16 protein-coding genes are annotated in these 16,518 nt (G+C 57.6%); 6 read left to right on the top strand and 10 right to left on the bottom strand.

Annotation, left to right across the window (positions count from 1 at the left end):
* Window positions 1–9 precede the first annotated feature (9 nt).
* Window positions 10–1,893 (top strand): monovalent cation:proton antiporter-2 (CPA2) family protein, encoded by a 1,884-nt coding sequence (locus ACR0EN_RS00780; protein ID WP_170393396.1) that lies wholly within the window; start codon window positions 10–12, stop codon window positions 1,891–1,893.
* Here ACR0EN_RS00780 and cobT read toward each other — a convergent pair.
* A complete protein-coding gene (gene cobT / locus ACR0EN_RS00775; RefSeq protein WP_480584761.1) occupies window positions 1,890–2,900 on the bottom strand; it encodes a nicotinate-nucleotide--dimethylbenzimidazole phosphoribosyltransferase in 1,011 nt (336 codons plus the stop codon). The two genes, ACR0EN_RS00780 and cobT, sit on opposite strands and share 4 nt — an antisense overlap.
* A gap of 79 nt (window positions 2,901–2,979) precedes the next feature.
* On the opposite strand from cobT, the gene cobS reads away from it, so the two are divergent.
* Window positions 2,980–3,744 carry an adenosylcobinamide-GDP ribazoletransferase gene (cobS, locus tag ACR0EN_RS00770; RefSeq protein WP_170626038.1) on the top strand — a complete coding sequence of 255 codons (765 nt, stop codon included), beginning with the start codon at window positions 2,980–2,982 and terminating at the stop codon, window positions 3,742–3,744.
* On the opposite strand, the gene ACR0EN_RS00765 is transcribed toward cobS, so the two are convergent.
* The 6 genes from ACR0EN_RS00765 to ACR0EN_RS00740 all read right to left on the bottom strand — a co-directional run bounded on the left by ACR0EN_RS00765 (window position 3,741) and on the right by ACR0EN_RS00740 (window position 9,645).
* Complete coding sequence (locus ACR0EN_RS00765; protein ID WP_170406404.1) at window positions 3,741–4,502, bottom strand: ion channel; 762 nt, start codon at window positions 4,500–4,502, stop codon at window positions 3,741–3,743. The genes cobS and ACR0EN_RS00765 overlap by 4 nt on opposite strands.
* Window positions 4,503–4,626: 124 nt before the next feature.
* Window positions 4,627–5,136 carry a CarD family transcriptional regulator gene (locus tag ACR0EN_RS00760; RefSeq protein ID WP_010439402.1) on the bottom strand — a complete coding sequence of 170 codons (510 nt, stop codon included), beginning with the start codon at window positions 5,134–5,136 and terminating at the stop codon, window positions 4,627–4,629.
* Between the two features lie 284 nt (window positions 5,137–5,420).
* Window positions 5,421–5,759 carry a ferredoxin FdxA gene (fdxA, locus tag ACR0EN_RS00755; protein WP_010439399.1) on the bottom strand — a complete coding sequence of 113 codons (339 nt, stop codon included), beginning with the start codon at window positions 5,757–5,759 and terminating at the stop codon, window positions 5,421–5,423.
* 65 nt (window positions 5,760–5,824) lie between these two features.
* Entirely contained in the window at window positions 5,825–6,190 is a 366-nt protein-coding gene (locus ACR0EN_RS00750; protein ID WP_170393403.1) for an RNA-binding S4 domain-containing protein, read from the bottom strand.
* Window positions 6,191–6,196: 6 nt separating this feature from the next.
* Window positions 6,197–9,013, bottom strand: a complete 2,817-nt coding sequence (locus ACR0EN_RS00745; RefSeq protein WP_170817640.1) for a helicase-related protein — start codon at window positions 9,011–9,013, stop codon at window positions 6,197–6,199.
* A 23-nt stretch (window positions 9,014–9,036) separates the two neighbouring features.
* Window positions 9,037–9,645: a tetratricopeptide repeat protein gene (locus tag ACR0EN_RS00740; protein ID WP_170510932.1), complete on the bottom strand. Its 609-nt coding sequence runs from the start codon at window positions 9,643–9,645 to the stop codon at window positions 9,037–9,039.
* A 30-nt stretch (window positions 9,646–9,675) separates the two neighbouring features.
* Between ACR0EN_RS00740 and ACR0EN_RS00735 the strand changes: the two genes are divergently transcribed.
* The 3 genes from ACR0EN_RS00735 to ACR0EN_RS00725 all read left to right on the top strand — a co-directional run bounded on the left by ACR0EN_RS00735 (window position 9,676) and on the right by ACR0EN_RS00725 (window position 12,837).
* Complete coding sequence (locus ACR0EN_RS00735; RefSeq protein ID WP_170393409.1) at window positions 9,676–9,966, top strand: SCP2 sterol-binding domain-containing protein; 291 nt, start codon at window positions 9,676–9,678, stop codon at window positions 9,964–9,966.
* Window positions 9,966–10,937 (top strand): alpha/beta hydrolase, encoded by a 972-nt coding sequence (locus ACR0EN_RS00730; protein WP_170393411.1) that lies wholly within the window; start codon window positions 9,966–9,968, stop codon window positions 10,935–10,937. Before ACR0EN_RS00735 ends, ACR0EN_RS00730 begins: the two co-directional genes overlap by 1 nt.
* A 79-nt stretch (window positions 10,938–11,016) precedes the next feature.
* Window positions 11,017–12,837: a M3 family oligoendopeptidase gene (locus ACR0EN_RS00725; RefSeq protein WP_480584757.1), complete on the top strand. Its 1,821-nt coding sequence runs from the start codon at window positions 11,017–11,019 to the stop codon at window positions 12,835–12,837.
* A 27-nt stretch (window positions 12,838–12,864) separates the two neighbouring features.
* Here ACR0EN_RS00725 and ACR0EN_RS00720 read toward each other — a convergent pair whose 3' ends face one another.
* The 3 genes from ACR0EN_RS00720 to ACR0EN_RS00710 are packed head-to-tail and all read right to left on the bottom strand — an operon-like array spanning window position 12,865 to window position 15,074.
* Complete coding sequence (locus ACR0EN_RS00720) at window positions 12,865–13,758, bottom strand: DMT family transporter (RefSeq protein ID WP_480584754.1); 894 nt, start codon at window positions 13,756–13,758, stop codon at window positions 12,865–12,867.
* A gap of 15 nt (window positions 13,759–13,773) precedes the next feature.
* Entirely contained in the window at window positions 13,774–14,043 is a 270-nt protein-coding gene (locus tag ACR0EN_RS00715) for a DksA/TraR family C4-type zinc finger protein (RefSeq protein WP_170393417.1), read from the bottom strand.
* A gap of 56 nt (window positions 14,044–14,099) precedes the next feature.
* The gene (locus tag ACR0EN_RS00710; RefSeq protein ID WP_480584751.1) at window positions 14,100–15,074 is read right to left on the bottom strand and encodes a Gfo/Idh/MocA family protein; all 975 of its coding nucleotides are present in this window, start codon (window positions 15,072–15,074) and stop codon (window positions 14,100–14,102) included.
* A 339-nt stretch (window positions 15,075–15,413) separates the two neighbouring features.
* On the opposite strand from ACR0EN_RS00710, the gene ACR0EN_RS00705 reads away from it, so the two are divergent.
* A complete protein-coding gene (locus ACR0EN_RS00705) occupies window positions 15,414–16,481 on the top strand; it encodes a fasciclin domain-containing protein (RefSeq protein ID WP_170817635.1) in 1,068 nt (355 codons plus the stop codon).
* The last annotated feature ends 37 nt before the right edge of the window (window positions 16,482–16,518 follow it).

The following is a 16,518-nucleotide window of genomic DNA, read 5'->3' as shown; positions in this document are numbered from 1 at the left end:
AGGACAATAATGAACGAGTTCCTTTATCAGGCATCGATCTATCTGGCAGCTGCGGTGATCGCGGTGCCGCTTTCCGCCCGTCTGGGTCTGGGATCGGTGCTGGGTTATCTGGCCGCAGGCATCGCGATTGGACCAATTCTGGGGCTAGTTGGCGCAGAGACCGAAAGCCTACAGCATGTGGCCGAATTCGGCGTCGTGATGATGCTGTTCCTGATCGGGCTCGAGCTTGAGCCCCGTGCCTTGTGGGATATGCGGGACAAATTGTTAGGCTTGGGCGGGTTGCAGGTCGGCCTGTCGACCGCCGCAATCGCAGCTGTGGCGTTCTATGCGGGTCATCAATGGTCGGTGGCGCTGGCGGTTGGATTGACCTTGTCGCTTTCTTCCACGGCAATCGTGCTGCAGACCCTGTCCGAAAAGGGCCTGATGCAAACCAACGGAGGTCGAGCGACCTTCTCGGTCCTGCTGACGCAGGACATTGCCGTAATCCCGATCCTAGCTTTCCTGCCGCTGCTTGCCCTGCCCGCAAGCATCCACATCGAAGATGACGGCTCCATCAGCCGCGGCGTAGGCATAGCCAAAGACGCGGATTATCACGCCAAACTCTCGCTGGTCGAAGGTCTGCCCGGCTGGGCCGTTACGCTTGTCACCATTGGCGCCGTCGCGTTTGTCGTATTGGCCGGCATCTACCTGACCCGCCCACTGTTCCGTTTCATCCACGCCACCCACCTGCGCGAAATGTATACGGCACTGGCGCTAATGATCGTGGTCGGCATCTCGTTCCTGATGACCCTTGTGGGCCTGTCGCCCGCTCTTGGCGCGTTTCTGGCCGGAGTGGTTCTGGCCAGTTCGGAGTTCCGACACGAAATGGAAAGCGACCTTGAGCCGTTCAAGGGGCTGTTGCTGGGCCTGTTCTTCATCACTGTGGGCGCTGGGATCGATATCGGGTATTTCTTCGCCGACCCGTTTGACCTGATCGGTTTGGCCTTGCTGGTCATACTGGCCAAGGGGATCATCCTGTTCATCGTCGGGCGCGCCTTCAAGCTGCGCGGGCGCGATCACTGGCTGTTCACGCTGGGTTTGGCCCAGGCCGGTGAATTCGGCTTTGTCTTGTTGGCGTTTTCTACGCAGCAGAACGTGATTCCGCCGGGCTTGTCGCAAAAACTGTTGATGATCATCGCGCTGACCATGTTGATCACACCGCTTCTGTTTATCGTCTACGACGTACTTTCGCGCTTTCTCGGCGAGAGCAATCCGCAGGTTGAACCCGATCAGATCGACGAAAAAGGCCCTGTCATCATCGCCGGGATCGGTCGCTTTGGGCAGATCGTCAACCGGCTGGTACAGGCAAGCGGGTTTAAAACAGTTGTTCTGGACCACGATATCGAAACGATCCAGCTGATGCGACGGTTCGGTGTCAAAGGCTTCCTTGGCGACCCCACTCGCCCCGAATTGCTGCGCGCTGCTGGAATCGAAAAGGCAGCGGTCCTTGTCGCGGCCATGGATGACTACAAACAGGTCACACGTCTCGTCGGATATGCCCGCCGCCAGCGGCCCGATCTGCACATCATCGCCCGCGCCCGCGACCGCAACCATGTCTATGAACTGTATCAGGCCGGGGCCAACGACATTGTCCGCGAGATGTTCGACGGATCGCTACGCGCGGGCCGCTATGTTTTGGAGAACATTGGCCTCAGTGAATACGAGGCCGCACAGGCCGAACAGACCTTCTATCACCACGACCGGGGATCGGTGCGCGAGCTTGCAGAACTGTGGATCCCCGGCATGCCGACAGCCGAAAACAAAAAATACATCGAGCGTGCGCGGCAACTGGAAAAAGATCTGGAAACCGCGCTGCTGGAACTGGCCGAGGAACACGCCAAGAAGTCGGCTTAACCGTCCGACACACCTGCTTCAGCGAATGTCGCCATGCCGGAATGGCAAGCAACCGCGCTTTTCAAAATGTTGATCGCCAACGCCCCGCCCGAGCCCTCGCCCAAGCGCAAACCGAGGCTCAGCAACGGCTCTTTGCCCAGCTTGTCTAGCATCGCGGCATGTGCGCCCTCGGCGCTTTGGTGGCCCGCGATGGTGTGATCAAGCGCTGTTTCCGAAATCTGCGCCAGACAGGCTGCAGCTGCGGTGCAGATGAATCCATCCAGAATAACCGGTACCCGCAATACGCGCGCGGCGGCTATCGCGCCAGCCATAGCCGCAATCTCGCGTCCGCCGAGACACCTTAGAATATGAAGTCCATCGCCCTGACCATGCAGAGCGACGCCTTCCGCAACAACCCGGGTTTTGTTCGCCAGTCCGGCATCATCCACACCGGTCCCGCGCCCGGTCCAGTCGGCGGCATCCCGGCCAAATAGCGCGCAAGCGATGGCGGCAGCCGGCGTGGTATTTCCGATCCCCATCTCTCCAACAACCAGCAGATCGGCCTGCGGATCAACCGCCTGCCATCCTGTGCGCAGTGCGCTTAGAAATTCCTCTTCGCTCATCGCGGGGGCTTGGGTAAAATCTGCGGTCGGACGGTCCAGCTCCAGCGCGTGCACGTCCATCTTCGCGCCCGCAGCCTTTGCCAACTGGTTGATCGCCGCGCCGCCATGTTCGAAATTCATGACCATCTGCACCGTCACTTCGGGCGGGAACGCCGAGACACCTTGAGCAGTTACGCCATGGTTGCCAGCAAACACGATGACCTGCGGCGCATCGATCCGAGGCCGCGCATCCCCGCGCCAACCTGCATACCAGATCGCCAGATCCTCAAGCCGCCCCAACGCGCCGGGCGGTTTGGTTAGTTGACCGTTGCGCTCTTCCGCGCCCTGCTTGGCAGCGGTGTCCGGACCGGGTGCGCCGGTCAGCGCATTGCGGAAACTGTTCAGGTCATTGAGTTCGGGCAGCATGGAAAGCCTCGTTGCATCAGAGTGGTTGTGTGTGTTTAACCAATGCTGGCAAAGCAACAAGACCCGGAAAGGCCTGGGAGTGACCAAAAACGACACCGCCCCGTTTTCCCTGTGGGATATCCCGCTGGCTCTGGTCCTTTTGACGCGCCTGCCCCTACCGCGCCTGCCCGATCAAGCGTTCACCCGCCAGTCGCGTGCGGCTTGGGCCTATCCCCTTGCCGGGCTTGTTGTGGGGGCGCTGGCTTGCGGAGTCGCCTGGATTGCAATCTGGGCGCAGCTGCCAACCCTTGCCACCGCCGCCCTGCTGGTCGCCGCGTTGATCATCGCAACCGGAGCGATGCACGAAGACGGGCTAGCCGATACAGTCGATGGGCTTTGGGGCGGCTTTACAGCCGAACGTCGGTTGGAGATCATGAAAGACAGCCATATCGGCACCTACGGCGTGCTGGCCTTGCTGCTGGCCCAACTGCTCCGAATTGCGGCTGTCATGGCGCTGATCGGTGCAGGTCTGTTGACGGGCGTGTTGGCCGCCTGCCTGTTCTCACGCGCCATGCTGCCCGCGCTGATGCGCCTGCTGCCCAATGCCCGCAAATCGGGGCTGAGCCATTCTGTTGGTGCGCCCCCTGTGTCAGCGGTTCTGGCTGGCATCGGGTTGGCCGTCGTACTGTCGTTAGTGCTGCTGGGCGGATCAGCTATTCCGCCGGTGCTCTGCGCCCTGCTTGCAGCGGCTTTTGTCGCTCGCATCGCCAAGACCAAGATCGGTGGCCAAACCGGTGATATTCTGGGGGCCACGCAGCAGACCTCGGAAATCACCTTCCTCCTGGCGCTGACAGCCTCAATCTAAGACGCCCCACCGGTTTCAATGCGCAGCGTCGCGCCACAGTGTTTGCAATGCACAGCATCCGGATCGTGCCGGAACAGGCCGCAGCTTGGGCATTTGTAGCGCACTTTCTGCGGCATGAAGATCGCCTGCGCCAGACGGACAAACAACGCCACGCCAACAACCATGATGAAAACGGAAAACAGCTTTCCCGCTGGTGTGCCCAGCGTGATATCTCCGAACCCCGTTGTCGTCAGGGTCGCCATAGTGAAATAAAGTGCGTCGATATAGGGGGTCTGCGCATCTTCGGGGACGAAAAAGACCAGTACTGCAGTCGAGGTTGCAAAAACAAAGACCATCAGATTGATCGCCGCAATCACCGCGTCCTCGTGGGTTCGGAAGAAAGGACTATCTCGGCGCAAATCCCGCAGCAGATGATAGGAATGGATCAGCCGCAACGCGCGCAATATCCGAAGAAACGCGAGATTGCCGGTCAGGAACGGGTCAAGCAGCAGCGACACGATCACAACGATGTCTGCCATCGTGTAAATCTGGCGCAGCAGTTTCCAGCGGTCTTTGGAAATCCACATCCGCGCGCAGAAATCCATTAGGATGATCAGCCCGACACCCAAACTTGCCGCCGTCAGCCCAGGCCCATGCGGGATATTCGCCGTGGAGACAAAAAAGATGATCGAGGCGATATCGAACAGGATCAGCCCATAGCGAAACCAGACCGAGACCGGCTCGTGGCTGATGTAGAGAAACTTGACAGTTTGCTTCATCATGTCCCCGTATCTTCCTGCAGTTACAGAAAAATACCCGACACACACCACAAGACCAAGCGCCTAGTCACGAAAAAGGGCCGCCCCGGATATCGGGACGACCCTTAAATTGGCTTGAACGCGATCAGGCTGCGCGTGAGGTCAGAACCTCATCGACCTGTTTGGCAGCCGAAATCTCATCGGCGCCAGAAACTGCGGCCACTTCGCGTGTCAGACGTTCCAGCGCGGCTTCGTACAGCTGACGTTCGGAATAACTCTGCTCGCGCTGGTCGTCGGTGCGGTGCAGGTCGCGGACCACTTCGGCGATCGAGATCAGGTCACCCGAGTTGATCTTTTGCTCGTATTCCTGCGCCCGGCGCGACCACATGGCACGCTTGACCTTGGCTTTGCCCTTCAGCGTCTTCATTGCCTGGCTGATCACATCCGGTGAGCTGAGCGACCGAAGCCCCGATTCAGTGACCTTGTTAGTCGGCACGCGCAGGGTCATTTTGTCTTTTTCAAAAGAAATCACGAACAGCTCAAGCGAGAAGCCCGCAACTTCCTGCTCTTCGATTGACACGATCTGACCTACGCCATGAGCCGGGTAGACGACATAATCGTTCGGGCGGAACTCAAGCTTTTTCGATTTCGACATTCATATTCATCCTTCATTACTGATCGGGATATGAGACGACAAAAGCACCACAGCCGAGGCCCTGCATGGCCCCGTCAGGCGGCTTATTTGTCATAAATTCAGAACTCCAAAGCGAGCATACTTACGGAGCACATCCCAATCACAGTCATCATTCGGTCCTAAGTATATCACAAATTTGCGACACTCAAAAGACCGCGCCAAGGTAAATGGAAAATTCCCTTTCTACCTCAACTAATTAATGCACAGATTGATGCCAAATGAACGGTAACCGGCTGCCGAATCGGTCAACCGCCCTCGCCGGGGGCTTCCGAGAAATATTTCTCCATCTTGCCTTCTTCGCCGTCGCGTTCCTCGGCCTCGGGTAAGGGGTCTTTTTTGGTCACGATCACCGGCCACATTTCCGAGTATTTCCGGTTGAACTCGACCCACTGCTCCATCCCCGGCTCGGTATCGGGGCGGATGGCGTCGGCGGGGCATTCGGGTTCGCAGACACCGCAGTCAATGCATTCGTCGGGGTGAATGACCAATGTGTTTTCACCTTCGTAGAAACAATCCACCGGACAAACCTCGACACAGTCGGTGTATTTGCAGCCAATGCAGTTTTCGGTGACAACGTAGGTCATGTTGGATTTCCCGTTTGCGCTTTGGCGACTAGCTAATCCAGTCTGACCGCCGCTTCAAGGTCAGATCACCCCTTTGGGATGCGAGAAAGATCAAGCGCGCGTCTTTCTTTCTTGGTTGGACGACCTTTTCCCTCAAACGCAGGATTCTTGGGCGATACGTCCTGCTTTTCGGTCATATCGAAGTACAAAGCTTGCGCCTCGGGGGCCGGGCCGCGACGCACGCCAAGCGCTTCGATACGTACAACCCGAACAATACGCCCCTGCGGAAAGGTCAGGACATCTCCGGGTGCCACGGCTTGCGCCGGTTTCAGCACCCGATTTCCGTTCAGACGCACATGGCCGCCGCTGACCTGTTTGGCGGCCAGGCTACGGGTCTTGAAGAACCGCGCCTGCCACAACCATTTGTCGATCCGCAGCTTGGCCTCGGCCATCGCGGATCAGTTGCCGTCCTTCAGACCCATCAACGCTGCCGCAAACGGGTTATCGGGATCGATTGCCTTTTCCTTTTTGGGTGGCCGTGACGAGAAGGTCTTGGCGCCCTGAGGCTTGCCCCCCTTCTTGCCATGCGGCTTGCCCTGAGGTTTACCACGCGGCTTGCCCTTGCCCTGCCCCTGCTCGCGACGCGGACCACGGTTTTGCTGACGTTGGCGCCCCCAAGTGAAGGTGTAGAACACCTCAATTTCGGGCTCATCCAATTTGGACTCTGCTGATTTCTCAGTGGCCGTAACCTCTGCTGCCGCCTCGGTGCTTTCGGAGGCTTCGGCTGACGCCTCGGCGGTTATACCGACGTCATCCGCTTCGGCATTTGCGGTCGGTGTCTCATCGACGACGGGTTGTTCCTCAGCTTCCGCCACAGGCTGCTCCGTGGGGACCGGTTTGGCCTTCTCACGTTCGCCGCGTTCGGCCTTGTAACCCAGTCCCTGCATCAGGTCTGCAAACTGTTCCAAGGTCATGCCGGTAATTGACAACATGTCGGGTTTGGCTTCGAACCCACCGCGGCTGTCCTCGGACCGCAGCATGTCGGCCAACCGTTCCAGCATATCGATCCGGATCGAGCGTTCGCCCGCATCGCGGTAGCCGCACATGGTGTCATAGCCCAGCGGCGCGTCCTTGGCGACCGGAACGGTAACCAGACCCGGAGGTGGTGCTTCGGGGAACTCCTGCAAGCCGCCGGACAATGCCCATAGTACCAGACGCAGGCGCGTTGGCGCGGGTTTCAGCAGCAGCGGCATGAAGATGGTGAATTGACCGAACCGGATGCCATGTTTGCGCAGCGCACCACGGGCGTCCTGATCCAGATCCTTGACCTCTTGCGCAACCTGCGTACGGGGCAGCACACCCAACGACTCGACCATACGGAAGGCAAAGCCCTTCGCCAGGCCCGTCAATTCTTCATCCCGCGACAGGTTCAGCAGCGGCTCGAACAGGGCTGCCACTTTGCGGTCGATGAAATGCTGCAGGCGGCGCTGAACCTTCTGTTCCACGTCCGGCCCGGCGGCCTCATCGACAAAAACCTCGACCACAGGCTTGAGAGGCTCGGCACCGGCAACAAGTTTGCCCACGGCATACTCGCCCCACATCAGGCCACCCTGATCAGTGAAATCAATTTCGGTATCGGGCGCATTGTAGAAGCGATCGGCACGCAGATGGAATTGCGGCGCGAGTGCTTGCAGAGAGGCTGACTTCAAGGCTTTCGCTTCAGTCCCCTGCGCGCTTTTGTCCGGGGTAAACCGGAACCCTTCCAGACGACCGACGAATTCGCCTTCGACGGTCACTTCACCCTTGTCATTTACTTCGGCCAAAAGGGCCTCCTTCTGTTTGAGCCGGCGCAGCAACACTGACGTGCGCCGGTCCACAAATCGCTGAGTCAAACGGTCGTGAAGAGCGTCCGACAGCCTGTCTTCTACAGTGCGCGTTTCCTCGCGCCAATGGGATTCGTCACGCACCCAACCGTTTCGTTGCGCAACATATGTCCAAGTGCGAATATATGCCAACCTTTTGGACAATGCATCAATGTCGCCATGGGTTTGGTCGATACGGCGGATTTGCCGCGCCATGAAATCATCGGGGATACTTCCGCGCTCATGCAGATGGCCATAGATCACCTCAAGCAGGCTGGCATGTTCGGCATGGCTGATGCCGCGAAAATCGGGGATTCTGCACACATCCCATAGCAAACGGATCGACGGTCCATCGCTGGCACGGGCAACGACTTCGGTGACTTGGGACAGAGATTTCAGGACGTTCAGATCGTCAGCTGGCCGCGCTTTGATCAGGTGCTCATTGTCTGGGCTGATCTCAAGCGAGTCGATTAGTGCGTCGATTGAGCCGAACCGCAAAGCGGCATTCCGCCAATTCAACTTTTTCATAGGCGTGAACCGGCTGTCCATAATGGCTTGGGCTACGCCCTCATCCAGCGGCGGAGCCTCGCCCGTCACACCAAACGTGCCATCCGACATTCCGCGCCCGGCCCGTCCTGCGATCTGGGCCAACTCGTTGGGGGCCAGAGGCCGCATTCGGCGGCCATCAAACTTGGTCAGAGATGAGAACGCCACATGGTTCACATCCAGGTTCAACCCCATTCCGATGGCATCCGTAGCCACCAGATAATCAACCTCACCGTTTTGATAGAGGTCAACCTGCGCATTCCGCGTGCGAGGGCTGAGCGCCCCCATGACGACCGCCGCCCCGCCCTTTTGGCGACGAAGCAGCTCGGCGATGGCATAGACATTGTCGACCGAGAATCCGACGATCGCACTGCGTGCAGGCATTCGGCTGATCTTTTTCGAACCAGAATAGACCAGCTGAGACATCCGTTCACGCCGGATGAACTGCGCTTCTGGCACAAGGGCCGCGATGGGGCCGCGCATGGTGTCAGAGCCGAGGAATAGCGTTTCATTGGTGCCGCGCGACCGCAACAGGCGATCAGTAAAGACATGGCCGCGTTCGGGATCCACGCAAAGCTGAATTTCGTCAATCGCCACAAAATCAGTGCCCATGCCTTCTGGCATCGCCTCAACTGTACAGACCCAGTATTGTGTGCGCGGCGGTACGATCCGTTCCTCGCCTGTCACCAGCGCCACAACAGACGGACCGCGAATAGCGACAATCTTGTCATAGACCTCGCGCGCGAGCAGCCGCAGCGGCAGACCGATGACACCGGTCCGGTACCCCAGCATACGTTCAATCGCGTAGTGAGTTTTACCTGTGTTCGTCGGGCCAAGTACGGCCACGATTCGGGATGACCCGCTCACCTTTGCCCCCTGCGCCCTGAGACTTACAGCGCCTTGCCTTCAACCTGAGGCTTCAGCCGATTCACGGCATTGGTTACTTCTTCATGATGGGGATGTATAGACAGCGCACGTGAATAGGCCTCAAGTGCTTGTTCTGGCTTACCCACGATCTCAAAGATGAGGCCAAGGCCGTAGATAGCGTCGTAGTTGTTCGGATTCAGCGTCAATGCCTGTTCAAGATCCGCCGCAGCCATGCCAAACCTGTCAATGCCGAAGAAAACCGAAGCGCGCACATGCCAACCCTCGGCAAATTCGGGTGCGTGATCGGTAAGCGCCGTCAAATGATCAAGCGCTGCCTCGACATCCCCGTCATCCAGCGCTTCGCGTCCGCGTTCCAACAGCAAATCCGCCGAAGCCGAACCTGATTGTGACCACAGCGCCTGCAACTGCCGATCCAATCCGATGGCCTGTTCGGGCGTCGATTGCGCCAGTTGCTGCAACAGTGATGCCTCGTCCCGCGAATCCGCCTGCTGCGCGATGCAACTGGTGGAAAACGTGACTATGACGGCAAGTGCCGCGACGGTACGTTTGAGATTGGTGATTGCAATACCCATAACAATGGTCAGTGTAGCGTAGCGACCGGGGATGTCCATTCACGGCGCATGAACAATATGAGGAAGACCATGAGCGATATTCTGGAAAAAGCCGCGGCGGCATTGAATGAGAAACTGTCGGGCGGCGATTTCGATGCGTCAGCCAAATTTGCCATTGCCGATCTGGGTTCTATCATTCTGGATGCAAGCGGTGCGCGGGTAAGCGACGAAGATGCTGATGTGACCCTCAGCGCCGATGCGGACACCTTTGAACAGATCCTCAGCGGCGACCTGAACCCAACCGGTGCGTTTATGTCCGGCAAGCTGAGCGTTGACGGAGACATGGGTATCGCCATGAAACTCGCCTCGGTGCTGGCCTGATGGAGTTTTCGCCGGCCCCCTTATTCGAAGACGTGGCCGGCGGCCCTGCCGATGGTGCGGCGCATTGGCTGATCACCGAAGATGGCAAACGTATCCGCGTGGCACATTGGCTGCCCGACGGCGATGCGCGCGGCACGGTGATGCTGTTCCCCGGTCGCACGGAATACATCGAAAAATATGGTGATACCGCCAAGGAATTTGTGAACCGGGGCTTTGCAAGCCTCGCGGTCGATTGGCGCGGGCAAGGGCTTGCAGATCGCCTGCTGGATGATCCGCGGATCGGTCATGTCGAACAATTTACCGATTACCAGCACGACGTTCGCTCAATACTGAAACTGGCCGAAAAACTGGAGTTGCCCAAGCCTTGGTACGTCATAGGCCATTCCATGGGCGGGGCTATCGGGCTTCGCGCCGTTCTGGAGGGGGCTGATTTTGCGGCCTGCGCCTTTACGGGCCCGATGTGGGGGATTTTCTTTACACCAATCATGAAGCCGCTCAGCCAGCTAACTGCCTATTGGGGGCCACGCTTGGGCTTGGGCGAGAAAACACCGCCCACCACCACGCTAGAGAGCTATGTGGCCTCACAGCCCTTCGAAGGAAACGTGCTGACACGCGATCCGGCGATGTACCGAATGATGCAGGATCAGTTGGCCGCACACCCTGAACTTGCTTTGGGTGCACCGTCCACCATCTGGCTGCGCGAGGCGCTGGATGAATGCACCTGGCTGATGGAACAGACCGCGCCCGAGATCCCTGCCCTGACCTTCTTGGGTAGCCATGAACAGATCGTAGACCGCAAGGCCATTCGGGCACGTATGGCCAACTGGCCTAGCGGTACTCTGATCGAGATCCCCGACGGCGAACACGAAGTTCTGATGGAGGCACCCGAGGTGCGCGGGCCGGTCTTTGATCAACTTGCTGCACATTTCGCGGCAGCCGCGGCGAAACCAAAACCCGAGCCCTGTCATTAAGGTTTGACCAGACAGCTTGCTTGTGATCCGGACGTGCCGCGCCTAAATGTTTGCCAACGCAGTTTATTCGAGGTGTTCCATGCGCGACCTTCCCTTTCCCGTCCGTGATGCAAATGCAGGCGGCAGTGCCGATGATCTGGGCAATTTGCCGGAATGGGATCTGACGGACCTCTATGCCTCGGAAGATGCACCCGAACTGGCCCGCGATCTGGACTGGTTGGAGGGCGAATGTGCGTCCTTTGCCACTGATTATGAGGGTAAGCTGGCCGAATTGGACGCAGCTGGCCTACTGACCTGCGTGCTGCGCAACGAAAAGATCAACGCCATCGCCGGGCGGATCATGTCCTTTGCCGGATTGCGCTATTACCAACTGACCACCGACGCGGATCGCGCCAAGTTCCTGTCTGACATGCAGGAGAAGATCACCGTCTTCACCACGCCTCTGGTGTTCTTCACGCTGGAACTGAATCGCATCGACGATGACGCGCTGGCTGCGCATTTTGCCGCCAATTCTGATCTGGCGCGATTCGAGCCCGTGTTCCGTCGCATCCGCGCGATGAAACCGTATCAGCTATCCGACGAGCTTGAGAAATTTCTGCACGACCTCGGCGTTGTCGGTGACGCGTGGGAACGCCTGTTCGACGAAACAATCGCGGGTCTGACCTTCACCGTCGATGGTGAAGAGCTGAACATCGAAGGTACGCTGAACCTGCTGACCGAGCAGGATCGCGCCAAGCGTGAAGCCGCAGCGCGCGAACTCGCCACCGTTTTCCAAAGCAATATCAAAACCTTCGCGCGCGTGCACAATACGCAGGCCAAGGAAAAAGAAATCGTTGACCGCTGGCGCAACATGCCAACTGCTCAAACTGGTCGCCACCTGTCGAACGATGTCGAGCCCGAAGTGGTCGAAGCCCTGCGCGAGGCCGTTGTGGCCGCCTACCCCAAGCTGAGCCATCGTTACTACGAACTGAAACGCAAATGGCTTGGTCTGGACGTGATGCAAGTGTGGGACCGTAATGCTCCGTTGCCGATGGAGGATACCCGCATCGTCGATTGGTCAGAGGCCGAGAAGACGGTGATGGACGCCTATAACGCGTTTGATCCTCGGATGGGTGAGATCGCAGCTCCCTTCTTCTCGAAGGGTTGGATTGATGCGGCCGTGAAGCCCGGCAAAGCCCCCGGCGCCTTTGCGCATCCCACCGTGACCGAAGTTCATCCCTACGTGATGCTCAACTATCTGGGCAAACCGCGCGATGTGATGACCTTGGCGCATGAATTGGGCCACGGCGTGCATCAGGTATTGGCCGCCGATCAGGGCGAGATGCTTTCATCGACCCCGCTGACCTTGGCTGAAACTGCTTCGGTCTTTGGTGAAATGCTGACCTTCCGCAAAATGCTGGATCAGGCCGAGACAGCGGAACAGCGCAAGGTGCTTCTGGCCGGTAAGGTCGAGGACATGATCAACACAGTTGTCCGCCAGATCGCCTTCTACGACTTCGAATGCAAACTGCACGCCGCCCGTCGTGAGGGCGAGCTGACACCAGACGACATCAACGCCCTTTGGATGAGCGTTCAGGCTGAAAGCCTTGGCCCCGCATTCGAATTCATGGACGGGTACGAGACCTTCTGGGCCTATATCCCGCACTTCGTCCACTCACCGTTCTACGTCTATGCCTATGCGTTTGGCGACGGCTTGGTGAACGCGCTTTATTCGGTTTACGAAAGCGGTGCGGACGGGTTCGAGGACAAGTATTTCGAAATGCTGCGGGCTGGTGGCTCCAAGCACCACAAAGAGCTTCTGGCCCCGTTCGGACTGGACGCCAGCGATCCTGAGTTCTGGGACAAAGGCCTGTCGATGATCTCGGGCTTTATTGACGAACTGGAAGCGATGGAAAGCTAAAGTTGAAAGGCAGCCTGTATGGCTGCCTCATTTCTCTTTGGCGGATTTCATGGTCGTCACGAAAATGGCCGTAACAATCAATACTGCGCCGACAATCGCAAGCGGTGTGATCGTTGCGCCCAGAAACAGTGCCGAGTTGACAAAGGTAAACACAACCGAGGCGGCGAATAGCAACGTCGCCGTCAAAGTCGACACGCGGGCGGCGGCCTCGTACCAAAGATAATAGGCAAGCGCGGTCGGCAAAACGCCCAGAAGGATCAAGAAGATCACGTCGTTTGCGGTCGGCATCTGAATAGAAAAAGCCGCCAGTGGCACCAGCAAAACGCCCGAACACAAAAAGATGCCAAACAGGAAGTTCAACCTTTCGGCAGTGGTCTCCGATGACTGCATCGCGCGGCTGCTGGAAATCAGGAACACCGCCCAGCTAAGTCCCGCCCCGATTTCCATCAGATCGCCCAGCAGGGGTTCTCCCCCGCCTTGAAAATCCCGATAGACGGTTAGAAACACACCGAGGATCGCCAGCAGGGTTGCCAATACATCAGTCCGGCCAACGGTTGTATCCGCGAAGAAATACAGAAATATCAACACGAAGAACGGCGCGGTATTCTCAAGCACCATCGCATTAGCAGCACCTGTATGTTCCAAACCTATGTGGAACAGGATATAGTTCACCACCGTCGACAACACCGCCAGCCGGAAGTTCCAATCCCTGTACTGGATTGAAACCCGTGCGCCCATCACCCGCAACATGCAGTAAATCGCAAAAGCAGCAATGAACAGGCGAGACACGGCAATCTGTAACCCGCCGAGATCACTAGTCAAATATCGCACGATAACGCTGTGCGTGCCCCATAGAAACGCGGCTAGGAACCCAAGAACCAACCCGTTTTGCAGTACTGATCTCTGCGGCTGATCCTTCACCGGGTGCTCCTCGCGTTATTTCAACTGACTGTCTTTCGAACCCCGCCGATTGATCCCGCCGCGAGATTTGAAGCTGCTGTCACGCTCTTGCTGGCAATCCAGGCACAGCTTTACGCCGGGCAGAGCAAGGCGGCGTTTTTCGGGGATCGGTTCTTCGCATTCGGCACAATGGGTCAGGCTTTCGCCCACAGGTCGCTTTTGCGCCTGCATCCGCGCCAGTTCATCTGAAATCGAGGCTTCGATCTGTTCACTCACCGCGCCATCGCGCGCCCAGCCGCCTGCCATTTAGCCCTCCTGATCCGGTCGGGACAGGATACGCGAGACACCACAGGCGTGGCAAGCTAGAGCGCAACGGCGGCGTCAAAGACCTGATCGATAACCTCTTGTGTACCCCTCACGAATTCCAACGAACAGGGATATTCAACCCCTTCGCGAACCGATCGGCAGAACGCTTCGACCTGCAATTGATAGTGGTTGTCCGCTGGAAACCGGGGCACCAGAACTTCAAGGCCCGGTCGGTGCAGTTCAACCCGCGCCTCGCCGAACACACGGGCATTGAACGGAGCAGTCAGACGGATCATGCCACCTTCTCCGTGAAACACCATTTCCTGATGTGGATGCATGCGTGTAGAGACGTAGGCGGAATAGGTAAATTCGGGAAACTGCGCGCGTATCTCGGTGAAGACATCCACGTCATTTTCCCACCGGATCGCACCGTTGACCGAGACCGGCTCTTGCCCAGTCGCAAACCGAGCGCTGCCGATAACATACACCCCGATGTCACGCAGCCCGCCCCCACCGGTTTCCGCACGGTTGCGGATGTTGCCCGTGTCCGCCCGGTTGTCATAGCTGAACGCCCCGGTGACATGGACCAGCCGGCCGATCGCTCCGTCCGCGATCAGTTTACGGGTCAGATGCCACTGAGGGTGATGCACGATCATATATGCTTCGGCAGCCAGCAAACCCGTCTGGTCCCTCTTTGCGATCAGCGCGTCAAACTCATCGGCCCGCATGGTCATCGGCTTTTCGCACAGCACATGCTTGCCCGCATCCAGCGCCTTCAGGCTCCATTCGACGTGAAGATGGTTGGGCAGCGGGATGTACACCGCCTCAATCTCAGGATCGGCTAGCAATGCCTCATAGCTGTTGTAGACATTCAAATCAGGGCAATATCTGGCAAAGGGCTCGGCCTTGGCCGTATCCGAGGTCGCCAACCCCGCCAGCCGCGCGCCCTCTGCCGCATGGATGGCGGGCGCCATGTGTTGTCGTGCGAATCTGGCTGCACCCAGAACACCCCAATTGACCGGTTTATGCATGCGCGCCCCCTAAAAATTGATGTAACCCGCCCAGGGCGAGCTCAATGTAATTCAGTTCCTGATCTGTCTATCAACCACCTGCCAATAAGTCAGTCCCTTCTCTATCTATTTGAAAATCATACGCCTCGGTAAATTTTTTGATGAGATTAAAAAAACCCGATAACCTTATACTTTATATCGATAATCTAAAATCGATTTGCGTCAAACCTGCCCTCGCAAATCAGTTTTGTTGATCCAGTCTGATACTGCCGCCGTAGCTCAAACATCGACTGAATCATGCTCGGATGGCGCTCTGGCAACATCCGGAGCAACGGCAAACAGGGTGGGAGGCTTACTGAAATGCCAGCAACACATACGATTACAGGAACAGTGCTAAAAAGCGGTGATCCCGGAACGTTTGACAGCGACAATCAGGATTTCGACATTCTCCGCGAAGCGGTGATTGCAGCCGGGCTGGCGGAAACGCTGGACAATCCTGAGGCAGAACTGACCGTCTTTGCCCCAAATGACGCTGCCTTTATTACTCTGGCACAAACGCTTGGGTATAAAGGGGATGACGAGGCTGGAGCATTGGGCCACATCATCAAGGCGCTCACCCTGCTTGGCGGCGGAGACCCTATCCCTTTGCTAACCAACATTTTGAAGTATCACGTGGTCGATGGTGAGTTCGACAGCACCACAGTGGTCGGTCTAGGCGACGGGGCTGAAATCCAAACTCTGCTTGGGTCGTCAGTCGAACTGAACCTTGAAAGCGATCCCCCCAGTCTGGGCGATGCCGATCCGGGCATCGACGATCCCGGCTTGATCGCGTTCGACGTGGATGCGTCAAACGGTATCATTCACGTACTTGACGGCGTACTTCTACCCGTCTCGGTGTCGGGCATTCTGGGCAAAAAGAACACGGATTTTATCCTGGGTGACAGCAGCGATGAATTCATCTTTACCGGACGCGGCAAAGACTTTGTTCACGGTGATGGTGGCAATGACGTGATCAACACCGGCTCGGGCAATGATGTGGCGCTTGGCGGTGCCGGGAACGACATAATCTTCGGGGGGCGCGGAAAGGATATTCTGCGTGGCGATGAAGGCCATGACAAAATCTTCGGAGGGCGTGGGAAAGACATCATCGACGGCGGCGAAGGCAATGACAAACTCTTTGGTGGGCGCGGTAAGGATACGTTTGTATTCGATGAAGGCGACGGTCACGACTGGATTGTCGATTTCCGCGTCGGCAAGGACAAGATCGACCTGTCCGAATACGATGGCATCAACAGCTTTGAGGACATCGAAGACGATATCGACGGTAAGTTCTTCGGGACTAAGATCGAGTTGGACGACGGAGACAGCATCTATCTGTCAGGCGTCTGGGCAAGCCACCTGTCCGAGTCCGATTTCATTTTCGCATAACAAAAAAAATCAGCCCGCTCATATGGCGGGCTGATAT

This window comes from Ruegeria sp. AB7 (assembly GCF_056542625.1).
Note: the sequence above shows the minus strand (reverse complement) of the source record. Positions and strands in the feature narration are given on the sequence as shown.

What these genes read in the sequence shown, in the direction of transcription:
- ACR0EN_RS00780 (WP_170393396.1), top strand. Translation starts at nt 10, where the DNA reads ATGAACGAGTTCCTTTATCAGGCATCGATCTATCTGGCAGCTGCGGTG.
- cobT (WP_480584761.1), bottom strand. Translation starts at nt 2,900, where the DNA reads ATGCTGCCCGAACTCAATGACCTGAACAGTTTCCGCAATGCGCTGACC.
- ACR0EN_RS00765 (WP_170406404.1), bottom strand. Translation starts at nt 4,502, where the DNA reads ATGAAGCAAACTGTCAAGTTTCTCTACATCAGCCACGAGCCGGTCTCG.
- ACR0EN_RS00760 (WP_010439402.1), bottom strand. Translation starts at nt 5,136, where the DNA reads ATGTCGAAATCGAAAAAGCTTGAGTTCCGCCCGAACGATTATGTCGTC.
- fdxA (WP_010439399.1), bottom strand. Translation starts at nt 5,759, where the DNA reads ATGACCTACGTTGTCACCGAAAACTGCATTGGCTGCAAATACACCGAC.
- ACR0EN_RS00750 (WP_170393403.1), bottom strand. Translation starts at nt 6,190, where the DNA reads ATGGCCGAGGCCAAGCTGCGGATCGACAAATGGTTGTGGCAGGCGCGG.
- ACR0EN_RS00740 (WP_170510932.1), bottom strand. Translation starts at nt 9,645, where the DNA reads ATGGACATCCCCGGTCGCTACGCTACACTGACCATTGTTATGGGTATT.
- ACR0EN_RS00735 (WP_170393409.1), top strand. Translation starts at nt 9,676, where the DNA reads ATGAGCGATATTCTGGAAAAAGCCGCGGCGGCATTGAATGAGAAACTG.
- ACR0EN_RS00730 (WP_170393411.1), top strand. Translation starts at nt 9,966, where the DNA reads ATGGAGTTTTCGCCGGCCCCCTTATTCGAAGACGTGGCCGGCGGCCCT.
- ACR0EN_RS00725 (WP_480584757.1), top strand. Translation starts at nt 11,017, where the DNA reads ATGCGCGACCTTCCCTTTCCCGTCCGTGATGCAAATGCAGGCGGCAGT.
- ACR0EN_RS00715 (WP_170393417.1), bottom strand. Translation starts at nt 14,043, where the DNA reads ATGGCAGGCGGCTGGGCGCGCGATGGCGCGGTGAGTGAACAGATCGAA.
- ACR0EN_RS00710 (WP_480584751.1), bottom strand. Translation starts at nt 15,074, where the DNA reads ATGCATAAACCGGTCAATTGGGGTGTTCTGGGTGCAGCCAGATTCGCA.
- ACR0EN_RS00705 (WP_170817635.1), top strand. Translation starts at nt 15,414, where the DNA reads ATGCCAGCAACACATACGATTACAGGAACAGTGCTAAAAAGCGGTGAT.